Source organism: Clostridium coskatii (assembly GCF_001675205.1).
In the GTDB taxonomy this organism is placed as follows: Bacteria; Bacillota; Clostridia; order Clostridiales; family Clostridiaceae; genus Clostridium_B; species Clostridium_B ljungdahlii.
Window position 1 is genome coordinate 32233 of record NZ_LROR01000022.1, and the last position, 15198, is coordinate 47430.

Here is a 15198-nt window from a genome sequence, read left to right on the forward strand (position 1 = left end):
TGAAAGGTTGTTTTTAGGAAAATTTATAAAAACATATTGACAAAGAAGAAATAATTGCTAAAATAAAATTAGCACTCAGTTATTATGAGTGCTAATAAAAATAATTTAAAGAGGCGTTTTTATGTTCCGATTAATACTTATTTATTCGAAACAGAAGGAAGTAGTAAGGACGGCTTGATTACGGTGAAATAGCCGCGCTAACTTACATTTAAGCGAGGCTTTCTTAAATTGATTCCATTAAATATAACAAAACATTTTTATTTAGATGAAAGGAAATGATAAAATGACTACAAAACAATTTAAGGCTGAATCCAAAAGATTACTTAATTTAATGATTAATTCTATTTACACAAATAAGGAAATATTTTTGAGGGAACTTATATCAAATGCCAGTGATGCAATTGATAAAAGTTATTATCGTTCACTAGTTGATGAAAATGTTAGCTTTAATAAAGAAGACTTTTATATTAGAATTGCAGCAGATAAAGAAAACAAAACCCTTACTATTACTGATACTGGTATAGGTATGACAAAAGATGAACTTGAAAATAATCTAGGTACTATTGCAAAAAGTGGTTCCTTTACATTTAAAAATGAAAATGAAGCAAAAGAAGGAGTAGATATCATAGGTCAATTTGGAGTTGGCTTTTACTCTGCTTTTATGGTGTCAGATTTAGTTACTGTAAAAAGCCGTGCCTTGAATTCAGATGAAGCATACAAATGGGAATCAAAGGGCGTAGAAGGGTATACAATTGAGCCTTGTGAAAAAAATGAAGTTGGAACTGAAATTACATTGAAAATTAAAGAAAGTACTGATGACGAAAAGTACGATGAATTTTTAGATGAATATAAAATAAGATCATTAATTAAAAAATACTCTGATTTTATAAAGTATCCAATTAAAATGATGGTAAAGAAAAGCAAACTAAAAGAAGGCAGTAAGGATGAACATGAAGACTATTTTGAAGATGAAACTTTAAATAGTATGGTTCCAATTTGGAGAAAAAATAGAAATGAATTGAAGCCTGAAGATTATAATCAGTTCTACATGGATAAACATTTTGGATATGAAAAACCTCTTAAGGTAATCCATTCGAGTGTTGAAGGTGTTGTAAGTTATAATACCTTACTTTTTATTCCAGCTAGAGCACCTTTTGATTTCTATACTAAGGAATTCGAAAAGGGATTGGAACTTTATTCAAATGGCGTTCTCATAATGGAGAAATGTGGAGATCTTTTACCAGATTACTTTAGCTTTGTACAGGGATTAGTTGATTCAGCAGATCTTTCACTTAATATTTCAAGAGAACTTTTGCAGCATGATAGACAGCTTAAATTTATTGCAAAAAAGATAAAGGAAAAAATTAAGAGTGAACTTTTATTAATGCAGAAAAATGATAGAGAAAAGTATGATGAGTTTTATAAAAACTTTGGAAAACAGCTTAAATATGGTGTTTATGCTGATTTTGGAAGTAATAAAGAGGTACTTCAAGATTTACTCATGTTCTATTCTTCTACAGAGAAAAAGCTTGTAAGCCTTGATGAATATGTTTCTCGTATGAAGGAAGACCAGAAGTTTATATACTATGCAACTGGTGAAAACATAGATAAAATTGAAAAATTACCACAAACTGAAGTCGTTAAGGATAAAGGATATGAAATATTGTACTTTACAGATGAAGTTGACGAATTTGCAATTAAGATGCTTATGAAATACAAGGAAAAGGAATTTAAATCTGTTTCAAGCAAAGATTTAGGATTTGAATCTGATGACAAGGAAAGTGAAAAGGAAACAAAGGAAAATAAAGAACTGTTTGATTTCATGAAAGAAACATTAAATGGAAAAGTTAAAGAAGTTAGGGCATCAAACAGATTAAAGACCCATCCTGTTTGTCTTGCAAATGGTGGTGAATTGTCAATTGATATGGAAAAAGTGCTTAATACAATGCCAAACAATCAAAATGTAAAAGCAGATAAAATTTTAGAGATAAATACAAATCATAAAATGTTTAAATCAATAAAAGATGCATTTGAAAATGATAAAGATAAACTTAAAATGCTTTCAAATGTATTATATAATCAGGCACTTATGATTGAAGGACTGCCTGTAGATGATCCTGTGGAATTTGCAAATGATGTCTGCAGCTTGATTAAGTAAAGAGGAATATGCTGACAAATCTCATCACGTTAAAAACTTTTAATAAGTATAAAGCTGGGTATTTTGAAAATCTAAAGAAGTTTAGCTAAACTCGTACCTCAGACATATCTAAGTTTCTAAGATTTTCTAAAATACCCAGCTAACACTTATATAAAAGTTTTTAAATGTGATTTCAATTTTGTCAGCATATTCCTTAGTATAATTATGGATGATTTTCTTACGTTAACACTACAGAAAATCTAAATATAACGATATTGAAGTAGAGCTTTAATAAGCTTTAAATTTAGAAATTTTTGAACGCTCGCTTTACTAAACCAAAACATTAATGGTTCTATAAATTTAAAGATTTTTTTGCGATAGCTAAAAATCATCCTTCATTGTCAGTTGTCCACTATCAACTTTCAACTAAAAAAATTTTACATGTGCGAAAGTTGAGTTAATTGTATTTTAACCGCAGGAACTAGGGATTTTCTCCTTGTTAAGTCTTTTGTTGTTATATATGGATAAAAGCACAACTATAATTAAAAGTGAAATACTCCATAAGGCTGCTTTAAATAACAATAGTGTAAATGATACAATGAGTATTGAAATTGCAATTTTGAGTTTAATGTTGTGAAGTAATTTAAATCCTGCAGCTAAACCAACTATTGCATTGGATAGAAAAAATACGTTAGCACAGGTTACAATCTTGTCCAGACTTAAAAAATTTGCAGCTGCTAGAGATAAAACTACAAGATGTATACATACAAGTGTTATTATGGCATTGATGGGACTTCCGTTTTTGTTTACATATGAGAGATAAAAGGGCAGTTTATTGTTTGCAGCACGCTTTGCACTCATTCTTGAAACTCCTCCAACTATCATAAGATAAGTACACATACACAGTCCTGATGCAGCAAGAGCAATTATAGGCAGAGAAAATGAACCAAATAGTGGGGTCATGATTGTCAGTATATCATGACTGCTTGAAGATACATTTTGTACGGAAAGTGCAACAGTAATATATAAGCTTATAATAACTATAAGGCTTACTGTCATTGCTTTTATAAGTGTAATTTTTGGATTTTCTATGTCTTCTATATAGTTCCCTATGATTTCCCATCCTATGATTGCCCAAAATAAAAGTAAAAGGGTATATCCAAACTTAGAAAAAGAAAATGATGTTTCAGGTGCATGTACATTTGAAGCAAAAATCAAGGTATATATGCTTCCACAAAATAATAGTGCAGCTGTGAGTCCTGTTAAAATTAAAGTGAATTTTGCCAGAGTTTTTACACCACATATAAGAATTAGGGCACATATAATTTCCATTCCAAATGCAATCATTTCAACTTTAATATTTGAAAATATGTTAAAGCTTTTTAAAAAGTTTGCAGCTGTAATTAAAACTGCTGTGGGGCCAAAACAAACTGCAGCTGTAAGAAAGTTTGAAGTCAGTTCTCGAAAAAAATTCCCAAATACATTTCCAATAGCGATTGAAACGCCTTCATTTCCAGGACTTTTCAAGCTTAGAAATACAAAAACATAGGCAAATATAATGCCAAGTAGCATTATTATAATCCAGGCTGGTATTGCCCATTTTCCAATTAGCTTGTAGGCAAGAGGTGGTAACAGAACTATTCCTGATCCTAGCACCGGGCCTACTATAAGACCACAAAGTGTTATTGTTCCAATGTTTTTATTTTTACTCATAAGTTTTCTCCTAATAGTATAATATTATTTTAAATAATAGATTCAAAGATGCGCCATAATTGAACAATTAAAACCAGTATACTTTTGCAAAAGCTTACCTTAAAAAATTCATTGAATTTCCAATAGATTCATAGTAGCATAAGATTAACTATTAATAAAATTGAATTATTTGAAAGTACAGTTCAGTTTTATTGAAGTAAGTGGAGGTATGATATGGAATTTAGAAATTTGAGGACATTTTCTGAAATTGCGCATTTAAAAAGTTATACTAAGGCAGCAGAGGAATTGGGATATGCCCAGTCTACTATTACGACCCAAATTCAACTTTTAGAGGAAGAACTTGGTGTAAAACTTTTTGAAAGAGTTGGAAGAAAAATACACCTTACTTCAAAGGGTGAAGTGCTTCTTAAATATGCAGAAAATATAATAAGCCTTACAGAGGAAGCTAAAGAGGCAGTAAGTGAAATAGATCTTCCCTGTGGAATTCTAAAAATAGGGATTGTAGAATCTCTATGCACTATGAGACTCCCAGAATTACTTAAAAAATATCATATGAAATATCCTGAAGTGGAAGTGATAATTAAAGTAGGTGTTTGTTCAGATTTGCGAAGTATGCTTAAAAACAATATAGTTGATTTGGCATTTATTTTGGATAAACCAGTTGTTGACCCAGATTTGATATCCTGTGTATCTTATAATGAACCAATGATATTTTTAACGTCTCCAGTAAATAGGCTTGCTGGTAAAAGACAAGTTACAATGGAAGACATTAAAGATGAGCCTTTAATTGTAACGGAAAAAGGGTGCAGCTATAGAAATATTTTTGAGAAAATGTTTCAAAAATCAGGTTTAAAACCTAATATAGCATTGGAAGTTGGAAGTATTGAGGCAATTAAGAGCTTTACTATAAGCAATCTTGGAATAACCCTGCTTCCTGTTATGACTGTAGAAAAGGAACTTGAAAATGGTGAACTTATTGGGTTTGATTTGGATGGTTGTAAATTTAATATGACAACACAAATACTATATCACAAGAACAAATGGGTAACAGCTGCAATGAGGGCATTTATATCAGAAGCTAGAGGTTAATTTGTGTTATAATAATGCTAAATCCAATGGTAAATTGTTCATAGATTTTACAACTTGGAGACAAGTGAAGGATGGTTTTTACATATCTCTAATATATACTTTATATTGTAGTAAAGATGTTTTGGCATGCTAAACAGCTAAATACAATTTTGGAGGTATTTATTATGAATAGAAAAAAAATATTAGTTTGGATTTTAACATTATTAGTAGTAGGAGGTGCTTCAGGAATTACCTATGCAAGTGAAAAAATGGATACTACTAAAAATGTAGTTGCAGCAGCAGAAAATAAGAATAATAGTAATGCTTTAAAGCAGGGAACTATGAATGATGAAGAGGCAATTAAAATAGCTGCAGAAGCAATGAAAAATTACATGGGAAAAGATGCAAACTATTTTTCACAAATTAAAGTAGACAGATCAGCTGATATTGCAAAAGAAACACAACAATTAAATAAGAAAGACGAAAAAGAAGGTTCAGAGGGTGAAAAAAAATTTGAAGAAATAAGGGAAAAATACTCAAAAGAACATCCAGAAGATGCAAAAGTAGAGGCAGAAAATATGGCTAAAGCAAAAGATCAGAGAATGATATATATTCTTTTCACTCCTAAAAATTATGATGAAAATAAGATGTGTAACTATTCTGTTTCTATAGATGAAAAAACAGGTGAAATAGTAGGTGTAAGAGCTGAAAATGACTCGGACAAGGATTTTAAGCCTGCAATTGTTGATAATAGAATTAAAGATACGACTTTAAACTTCTGTAAAAAAATAGGAAACAAAATTAAAGGTAATACTATAAAAGTTGATAAAAATATTAACTTTGGCAGGCTATTAGTAAGATGTGAGCTAGATGACGGAAGAGATGCCGAATTTGAAATAAATCTTAAAGATTATTCTGTAGTATATTATCAACTACAGAGTATTAAGCTTTTGCCTTCTATGAAAAAGGACCTTAATAACCAAATTAGACAAATTGAAATTAATTAGTAAATAAAATTTTTAATACTATATGGAGTTTATTAGGTATTCAACATTCTCAGTTTAAAAACATTGCGGCATAACTTTTTTGAGAGGACAGAGGACAATTGTCCTCTGTTAAATGTCATCTAAAAAGTAATTGATATTATAAAAAATCTAAATGATCAGGAGGACAATCATGTAATGATAAAAATATTAGTTGTTGAGGATGAGCTTCCAATATCGAACTTAATAAAGCTGAATTTAAATATGTCAAATTATGAGTGTAAAACAGCTTTTAATGGAGAAGATGCTTTAGAGGAAATTGAAAATGATAGCTTTGACTTAATACTTTTAGATGTTATGCTTCCAAAAATTGATGGCTTTACATTATTAGAAAAGATAAAGCCTCTAGGAATTCCAGTTATATTTTTAACTGCTAAAACCTCTGTCACAGATAAGGTATATGGTCTTAGAGCTGGGGCTGATGATTATATAACAAAACCTTTTGAAGGTATTGAATTATTAGCTAGAATTGATAATGTGCTTAGACATTATAATAAAAATACTAATGTAATAAATTTTGAAGATGTAGAGATAAATTTAAGGGAAATGACAGCTAGGAAAGCAGGTGAAGCTGTAGAGCTTACTTTAAAGGAATTTGAATTATTAGTGTTTTTAGTACAAAATAAAAATGTTGTATTAACCAGAGAAAAGTTAATAGAAAAAATTTGGGGATATGACTATGTTGGGGAAACCAGGACTATAGATAACCATATACAAAAATTGAGAAAAAAGCTTCAGTGGAAGGATAAAATTAAAACTGTATTTAAATTAGGATACAGGCTGGAGGGCTAAATGAAATTCTGGGAGAAGATATTTTTATGCACCTTGGTTATATTTGAAATATTTTTTGTTCCTTCATCAATATATTTAATTAGCAGTAATTTTAAATTGAATCTTAATACAGAAATTAATTCTGGAATAAATGAGCAGCAAAGATTTTGCTTTTTTGTAGAATCAAATTTATTTTTATTTAAAATTCAAAAAGAGTCTAATTCTTACAAGACTGAACTTGATAAACAAAGTATAGATTCAATGATTAGTACATATTTAAATAATTTTGGAAAACAGGATATATATATTGAGGTAATAGATAATAACAATAAAGTTATTTTTACTAATTTAAGCATGAATATATCAGATAAAAGAGAGGAACTTAATGTTCAGCTTAATAAAGTGAAGTATATAATACGTGATATTGATGAAAAAAACTATTTATTTATAACTAAAAAAATAAATTTAGACAATAATTACTATAAAATTTCTTATGTTAAAGATGTTTCAAGTATTTATGAAAATAAGAAATATTTGTTGAATCTTCTTTTAAAATTAAATATATTTGTTTGTATAATTTTAATTATAGTAACCATAGCATTAAGTAAGTTTATAGTAAATCCTATAAATAAATTAATTAAAACCACTCAAAAAATAGCTGCTGGAAACTTTAGTGAAAGAGTAAAGGTAATATCAGATGATGAGATTGGATTATTATCAAAAAATTTTAATGATATGGCAGATGTTGTGGAGGATAAAATAAATGAACTAGAGATGGTTTCAGAAGATAAGCAGAGATTTATTGATAATCTTGCTCATGAGCTTAGAACGCCATTAACTTCTATAATAGGTTATGCTGATTTTCTTAGAACTACTAAGTATGATGAGGAAACCTTTATAAATTCCTTAAGTTATATATACAGCGAAGGCAAGAGATTAGAAAAATTAGCCTTCAAATTAATGGATTTAATTATTTTAAGAAAAAAAGATTTTAAAATGAAAAGTGAAAATGTTCTTAAGCTTCTAGTTGAAATTAAAGATTCCATGCAGCCAAAATTGGAGAAGAAAAATATTCATTTAGAAATTTTAGCTGAAGATTTAAATTTATCGATGGATAAAGAGTTAATGACGGTGATGATAACTAATTTTGTTGATAATGCCGTTAAAGCATCTCAAATTGGTGATAAAATATACTTAAAGGCATATAAATATGATGCTTCTAATATAATATTGGAAGTTAAGGACAGCGGAATTGGTATTCCAGAAGAGGATATATCAAAGGTAATGAAACCATTTTTTATGGTGGACAAATCCAGGGCAAGGGCTAGTAATGGTGTAGGGCTTGGACTCTCTTTGTGTGTGGAAATTGCTAAAATTCATAATGCTAGGATTGATATAGAAAGTAAGGTTGGAGAGGGTACCGCAATAAAGGTAATTTTTTAAGAGACAAAATGTTCTATTTTTACAAGAGCTTTTAATACTTATAATACCATGTTTAAGAAAGGGAGGTTTAACTAATGACAAAGATACATATTGATTCAACTATTTATACTACAAAACCAGCAGATTCTCGATTATCCAAGGAGATGGCAGTTTATGATTTGCTGGAGGAGCTTGATATACCTTATAGTCGTATAGATCATGATGTAACGGCAAGCATTGAGGATTGTCATAATGTAGAAAGGCTTTTGGGGATTACCATTTGCAAAAATTTATTTTTGTGTAACAGCCAGAAAACTGACTTTTATTTGCTTATGATGCCTGGCGATAAAAAGTTCAAGACAAAAGAACTGTCTTCGCAGATTCAATCTTCCCGTTTGTCATTTGCACCAGCGGAGTATATGGAAAAGTATCTTAATATTACACCAGGCTCTGTGAGTGTTATGGGACTTATGAATGATGCAGAACATAACGTAAAACTTTTGATAGATGAGGATGTAATAAAAGGAGAATATGTGGGATGCCATCCTTGTATTAATACTTCAAGTCTTAAGATTGAGACCAAATATATTATAGATAAGTTTCTTCCACATACAGGACATCTTCCAACATATGTGAAATTAACAGGAGAATAGTTTTACATAGGAGGAATAGATTTGTTCTTTAATGATATTTCAGTAAAGAGGCATTTAAAAATAAAAGAAACACCTAATTACATATACATAGAGCCCCATCCTTTGCTTAGAAAATATATTGCACACTATACTATATTATTTCCTAATCCAAAAGAAATGGGAAGGTGCAGTGATAATATTGGTGATTTAACTTTAATACCTGACTGCAGTGGTTGTATTATATATACTTATGAAAATAATAATTTTTTATTAAGCCTTTGGGGAGCAACAACAAAAACAGTTGTAGTAAAAAATGATGTGAACTCTAAAAAAATAAGATTTTTTATTGAGTTTGTACCTGGTGGCCTACATGCTATTACTGGGATAAAACAATCAGAATTATGTGATATTCAAACACAAGTAGATGAAGTTGATAAGTGTTTGTATGATTCATTAAATCATGCTGCCGAGATTGCAAATAATGCAGATGATATGATTTCAATAGTGAATAGGATTTTTTTGGAAGCAGTAGAGAAAAATAATAAGCAGCATGCAGTTATGAGATCTAGCTTAGAGAAAATTAAAGCTGCAAATGGAGTGCTAACAGTAAAAGAATTATCATCAAGTGAATATGTAAGCCAGCGTCATTTAAATAGATTGTTTAATGAGTATATTGGGATAAATCCAAAAATGCTTTTAAGAATTTCTAGGATAAATTATTCAATAAATATGTTAAAAAAAGCTGAGAATAAAAGTTACATAAATGCATCTCAAATTTTTGGCTATTTTGATCAATCACATTTTATACATGATTTTAAGCAAATATGTGGAGTCTCTCCTAAAGAATTTTTCAAAAACATGTCTGATTTTTACAATGAACTTTTTAAATATTGATATATAATGAACAATGTTAGAAAAGTATATAAATAGGAGATGTTAGAAATGAAATTTGTATGTCCACTTATAGCTGTTAGTGATATTGAAATTTCAAAAAATTTTTATGAAAAAGTGCTTAATCAGAAGGTAACCATGGATTTTGGAGCAAATGTTACTTTTGAAAATAGTTTTGCAATACAAAAAGGTTTTGCGGAACTTATTGATATAAATAAAAATGAAGTTGCCAATAAGTCAAATAATTTTGAACTCTATTTTGAAGAAGAGGATTTAAATGAATTTGTGGAAAGGTTAAAGGATTTTGATAACATAGAATATGTTCATGATGTTAAAGAACATCCATGGGGACAGAAAGTTATCCGATTTTATGATCCTGATAAGCATATTATTGAGGTTGGGGAAAGTATGGTAAGTGTTATAAAGCGGTTTTTAAGTGAAGGTTTGACACCTGAAGAAACAGCTAAGCGTACTCAGTTTCCTATTGATTATATAAGGCAATTAGAAGAATGTAAATAATTTAATTTTCGCACATATGAAGATATGACTTAATGTAAAAATAATGCAAAACGGTATTTTTAATTAATAGTTAAGAATGAAGAATTAATATTTAGTGTGGATTTTTGATGGATTATTTTGTTAAAAAATCAACCCTTACTATTAATTCTTCATTATTAATTCTTAACTATATAATAATTTATCTGTTAAATTTTGTTTTTATGCTTGTCCAATAATCTGCGTTTTCAAGCCCCAATCTCCAAATAGCAATGCCATTTAAATTATAGGAATTAACTAAATCTAATTTATATCCTAAACTCTGGCCATTTTCAAACCAATCTGAGTGAGCTATACCAGAAGTATCTGTATAATTAAAATATGGCGATTTTGATATATCATCCCACAGTACAGCCGCATTGTTTGTAGCTGCAATATTGTACATGCCATTTATTCCATAAGCTTTTGTACCATTTGATGACCAATCGTATCCATAAGCTGCAACACCTAACATAATTTTTTCTCTTGGAATTATGGTAATTGCGTATTTAACTACATTTTCAACCCAAGATATAGAGGCAATTGGACCTGCTGTTCCACCAGGATAGTGTTCATCATAGGTCATTATAGCTATTTGATCAGAATACTTTGCCAGTGCAGCATAATCGTATGCTCCGCTCCAAGTATCTATTGTACTATCACTTGTTTTAGCTGGTACTGAAAGGGTTACTGAAAAACCTTGTGGAGTTAACAAGTTGTAAAGTTCTTGTACAAAAGTTGTGTAGTAGTTTCTATCATAATAGAAAACTCCTTCAAGATCTACATTTACGCCTTTGTAGCCATTTACTTTTATTGCATTTAAAAGATTGCTTTCTAAATTTTGTCTGTTTGTTTGATTTTCTAGTACTGATTTTGCAATATTGCCATCAAAATTATTTTGAAGCATTGCATAGGTTTTAATTCCATTGCTGTTTGCATAGCTAATTTGGTTAGTTGGAACTAATCCTGAAATATTGCCAAGACTATCTGTAGTATAGGTTTGTGTAGCTATTTCATCAATAGTTGAAGTATTAGCTGCTATTGAATTGTAAGAGGATGGATCTCCCGAATAATAATAGGTTGTAAAACCTAAAACTTGCTTTTTAGTTGTAGTTGGTATTATAGGAATTTGCAGTGTATTAGCAGTTACATGAATTGAACTTGCTGAAGTACCATAGCGATTATAAGCTGTGACATAAAACCAATAATTAGTATTAGAAGTTAGTCCGGACTTTATTAATTTTGTACTAGTAACAGTGGCAATTTTGGTATAGTTAGCATCATTTGGTGAAGCCATATAAACATAATATCCGGATGCACCATATACTGAAGACCAACTCAATGTAAGAGAGCTTGTACTAATATTAGAAATAGTTAATCCTGTTGGAGCTGGTGGTGGAGAACCATTGTTTTTTGCTGCAGCAAATTGTATGTTGGAAATTAAGAAAATAATTGCTGTAATAAATATCAAAAAGCTTTTTTTAACTGTCATTTGTACCCCTCCTTAAATTTGTTATTGAATTAGGTTGGCAAATCTAATATTTCTCTCCTTTGATGATCTAATTATAAAGCCTTTTTTTGTATATAAATAGATTTCTATAGTCACATTGATGTAGGGACTAAAGTCATAAAATCTTATAATATTTTAAAGATATTTTCAGAAAATCAAGGAGGAGAAGGAGTTTTTAACAAAGTGTCGGATACTATTATAGGTAATATTTATGATTTAATCGCGTACAGTGTAACTCATTCTCAAAAATTATTAATGAATTTTACTTAGTAGGAAAAGCGACTATCATCAAATCTGTGATCTGGTGATAGTCGCTTTCTCTTTGGAGTTTGGTTTCTTACGCTAAGTTTAGATAAAAAGAGGTTATTTACCTATCATAATATTAAGAATTTCTACGTCAGTTGATTTCATGCCTTGATGTCCCACACGACCGATATTCTGAATTGTTTTTTCATAATCCTTTTCCACAAGTCCTTCACCAAATGGAAATACTAAACCATGTTTTGCCATTTCATATCCCATTAAACCAGCATCTACTGAACTAGAAATTTTTGCTGCACAGGAAGCTTTGGCTCCATCGCATACAATACCACCAACAGTGCCAATAGAATTGATTATGGTTTTCCCAATTGTATCATAATCACCACCATTTAAATAAGCAATACCGCAAGCTGCAGCTGTCCCTGCTGACACAGCTCCACAGTAAGCAGATAAATTTCCTATATAACGTTTTTGATGTAGGGATATAAGGTTAGTTAAAACAAGAGCTCTGTAAAGGATATCTTCATCCACACCCATCTCTTTAGCATAAACTAAAACTGGCATAGTACAGGTGATTCCTTGGTTACCACTTCCCGAGTTAATGACTACGGGAAGGGCACATCCATTCATTCTTGCATCAGAACCTGCTGCGGCAGCTGCTTTTGCCTTGGTACGTATATCATTACTACCAAATTTTATAAGAGTTTGTCCAACTTGAGCACCCCAATTATGAGTCAAGCCTTCTTTTGATATGGCAGAATTATATTTAATTTGTCTACTAATAATATCTCGTACATCATTCAAGTTTACTTCATTGGCAAACTGAAGTATGTCTTTGATGTTGAGCTTTGATTTATCTCCAGATTGTTTAGTTACTATGTCAGGTTGTTCAAATATTACTTCACCATTTTTTTGGATTTTGGCAATGTGGTTATGTTTTGTTCTGACTTCTACAGCTGACATATTATGTCCAGCCGTTAATTCTGCACGGATAAAAAGATTTTCTTCTCCTTCTTCTAGTTTACAGATGCAGATTCCCTTTTTGCGTAATGCCTTAGCTTTATCGATGTCTTCTTGCTTCACTTCACTGATAACTTGGAGTTCCAAATTTGCTTTTCCTGCTACGACACCTAAAATAGCTGCAGCTTCCACACCCTTTTCTCCACCGGAATTAGGTACAATAACTCCCTTTACGTTTTTAATAATATTGCCACTACAGCAAATAACTATTTTTTCTGGCATTTGTCCAAGAACTTCTCTTGCTTTTGCAGCTGTAAATGCAATAGCAATTGGTTCTGTACATCCCATAGCTGGAATTAACTCTTCTTTTAATATTTTAACGTAATTGTCATATTGGATTTTATCCATCAAAAAGCCCCCTTTGTTACTAGATAATATGACTATAAGAATATGTAATATATTTATAACAGCAGTAAACAATATTTCTATGTTATGCAAATTTATACTTTAGTATTTCTACTAATCATATCACGATAAGTTTCAATAATCAATATTATATGCTATATGTATATAATATGTTTGATTACATCAAATATATTATGAAAAATTTAAAATTTAATGGAAGATATAATGATATATATTATATTGTGATATGATTACAAACAATAATTTATATGTTGTTCAAAAATCAGATTCTTTTATATTGACTTATTTTTTTTAAAAATGTATAATGACTTGACAATAATATTGGAATAAAAGGGGTAGTTTTATGGGTGAAAAAAATGATAATACATTAAAAAATCAAATTTATAATGCTTTGTTTTCTGATATTATTAATGGTGTATATTCTTCAGATACCATCCTAACTGAAAAGTTTTTAATGGAGAAATACGGCGTTAGTCGTGCACCAATACGTGAAGCACTTACACAGCTTATTGGAACTCATATACTATCAAGTATCCCAAGACAGGGATATAAAATTATTCAGCCAAGTAAACAGCAATTATTGGAAATCGTAAAATTCCGTTCTGTTTTAGAAAGCTCCTTTTTGGAAAATTATTATATGTATATAGATGAAGCTTTTATCGAGGAGCTTAAAAACATTTGTATGAGCCATGCTAATTGTCCTGACGATGATTTTATGGTTCGCTGGAATTATAATTGTGAGTTTCACCTTAAACTATTTTCTATTTATGGAAATCAGTATGCGTATAAGCTTTTGGAAGATGCTATGAATATACAGACTATTTTTTTTATACAGAGAAAACATTATAGCAGAACGAGTTTGCATAGGGTTTTAATTGATTATTTGGAAAGAAACGAAATTGAAATGGCTGTAAACATTTTAAAAGCGGATATCGAGAATCTTATGATTTCAGACATTGCTGCTATTTAAACTAATAACAATAAGAAATGATATTACACATTGATAAAAGGTCAGGAACTTTTGAAAGGTTATGATTAAAATCTCAAAAATTCTTGACTCTATTATTTTTTGAGACTAAATTTTTCAGAACTTTAGCGTTAAATATGAATTCACTAGTACAAAATAGAAATTTTGTGTACTAGTATATTTATTAAAAAAATTCCTCAAAATAAATATACTATTATAAAAAATGGTGGTGCATCAAATGAGTAAAAGATTAAAAACATCTTTAATTGTTATAGGAGTATTGTTAATTATATTTTTGCCTTTAATAGACAGTTATAACTCCATTGTAGGATTAGAACAAAAAGTTAATGCAGCACAGGCTAATATTGATACTCAACTGCAGAGAAGGTCAGATTTAATACCAAACCTAGTTCAAACGGTAAAAGGTTATGCAGCTCAAGAAAAAACAATATTTACAGATGTGGCAAACGCAAGAGCTAAGCTTGCTGGAGCCCAAACAATTACTGATAGAGCAAATGCAGATGCAGCACTTTCATCAGCACTTTCAAGACTTTTAGTAATTGTTGAAAGATATCCGGATTTAAAATCTAATCAAAATTTTAGAGATTTATCTGTTGCTTTAGAAGGTACAGAAAATAGAATAGGAATAGCAAGACAAGATTATAATACTGCTGTGAATAACTATAATACATCTATAAGAAGATTTCCAAATTCAGTAATTTCAGGTATGCTTGGTTTTTCTCAAAAAACATATTATAAGGCTAGTCAGGGAGCACAGGAAGTTCCAAAGGTGGATTTTACAAAATAGTTTATGTTACAGCTTAGAATCATATAGATAATTCATTGATAGAACTAAGTTGTAA

The 15198-nt window shown here is 30.0% G+C and carries 13 protein-coding genes; 10 read left to right on the top strand and 3 right to left on the bottom strand.

Annotated elements, in window-relative coordinates; genetic code table 11:
* Positions 1-283 precede the first annotated feature (283 nt).
* A complete protein-coding gene (gene htpG, locus CLCOS_RS01305) occupies positions 284-2158 on the top strand; it encodes a molecular chaperone HtpG (protein ID WP_063599991.1) in 1875 nt (624 codons plus the stop codon).
* A 447-nt stretch (positions 2159-2605) separates the two neighbouring features.
* Here the strand turns inward: htpG and CLCOS_RS01310 are convergent, their stop codons facing one another.
* Entirely contained in the window at positions 2606-3850 is a 1245-nt protein-coding gene (locus CLCOS_RS01310; RefSeq protein ID WP_063599990.1) for an APC family permease, read from the bottom strand.
* Positions 3851-4063: 213 nt separating this feature from the next.
* On the opposite strand from CLCOS_RS01310, the gene CLCOS_RS01315 reads away from it, so the two are divergent.
* From CLCOS_RS01315 to CLCOS_RS01345, 7 genes are all read left to right on the top strand, one after another.
* On the top strand, positions 4064-4939 hold the full coding sequence (locus tag CLCOS_RS01315) for a LysR family transcriptional regulator (RefSeq protein WP_063599989.1): 876 nt from the start codon (positions 4064-4066) through the stop codon (positions 4937-4939).
* 164 nt (positions 4940-5103) lie between these two features.
* Complete coding sequence (locus tag CLCOS_RS01320; RefSeq protein ID WP_242866867.1) at positions 5104-5925, top strand: hypothetical protein; 822 nt, start codon at positions 5104-5106, stop codon at positions 5923-5925.
* Positions 5926-6099: 174 nt separating this feature from the next.
* Positions 6100-6753, top strand: coding sequence for a response regulator transcription factor (locus tag CLCOS_RS01325; protein ID WP_013238635.1), 654 nt, complete (start codon positions 6100-6102; stop codon positions 6751-6753).
* Positions 6754-8175 carry a sensor histidine kinase gene (locus CLCOS_RS01330; RefSeq protein WP_063599987.1) on the top strand — a complete coding sequence of 474 codons (1422 nt, stop codon included), beginning with the start codon at positions 6754-6756 and terminating at the stop codon, positions 8173-8175.
* A gap of 74 nt (positions 8176-8249) precedes the next feature.
* A complete protein-coding gene (locus CLCOS_RS01335) occupies positions 8250-8807 on the top strand; it encodes a prolyl-tRNA synthetase associated domain-containing protein (RefSeq protein ID WP_063599986.1) in 558 nt (185 codons plus the stop codon).
* 21 nt (positions 8808-8828) lie between these two features.
* Entirely contained in the window at positions 8829-9680 is an 852-nt protein-coding gene (locus CLCOS_RS01340) for a helix-turn-helix domain-containing protein (protein ID WP_063599985.1), read from the top strand.
* Positions 9681-9728: 48 nt separating this feature from the next.
* A complete protein-coding gene (locus CLCOS_RS01345) occupies positions 9729-10196 on the top strand; it encodes a VOC family protein (protein WP_063599984.1) in 468 nt (155 codons plus the stop codon).
* Positions 10197-10374: 178 nt separating this feature from the next.
* Here the strand turns inward: CLCOS_RS01345 and CLCOS_RS01350 are convergent, their stop codons facing one another.
* Positions 10375-11703, bottom strand: coding sequence for a glycosyl hydrolase family 18 protein (locus CLCOS_RS01350; RefSeq protein WP_063599983.1), 1329 nt, complete (start codon positions 11701-11703; stop codon positions 10375-10377).
* A 381-nt stretch (positions 11704-12084) separates the two neighbouring features.
* Positions 12085-13350, bottom strand: coding sequence for a serine dehydratase subunit alpha family protein (locus CLCOS_RS01355; RefSeq protein WP_063599982.1), 1266 nt, complete (start codon positions 13348-13350; stop codon positions 12085-12087).
* A 361-nt stretch (positions 13351-13711) separates the two neighbouring features.
* On the opposite strand from CLCOS_RS01355, the gene CLCOS_RS01360 reads away from it, so the two are divergent.
* Positions 13712-14338, top strand: a complete 627-nt coding sequence (locus tag CLCOS_RS01360; RefSeq protein WP_063599981.1) for a GntR family transcriptional regulator — start codon at positions 13712-13714, stop codon at positions 14336-14338.
* A 235-nt stretch (positions 14339-14573) separates the two neighbouring features.
* On the top strand, positions 14574-15143 hold the full coding sequence (locus CLCOS_RS01365) for a LemA family protein (protein ID WP_063599980.1): 570 nt from the start codon (positions 14574-14576) through the stop codon (positions 15141-15143).
* Positions 15144-15198 lie beyond the last annotated feature (55 nt).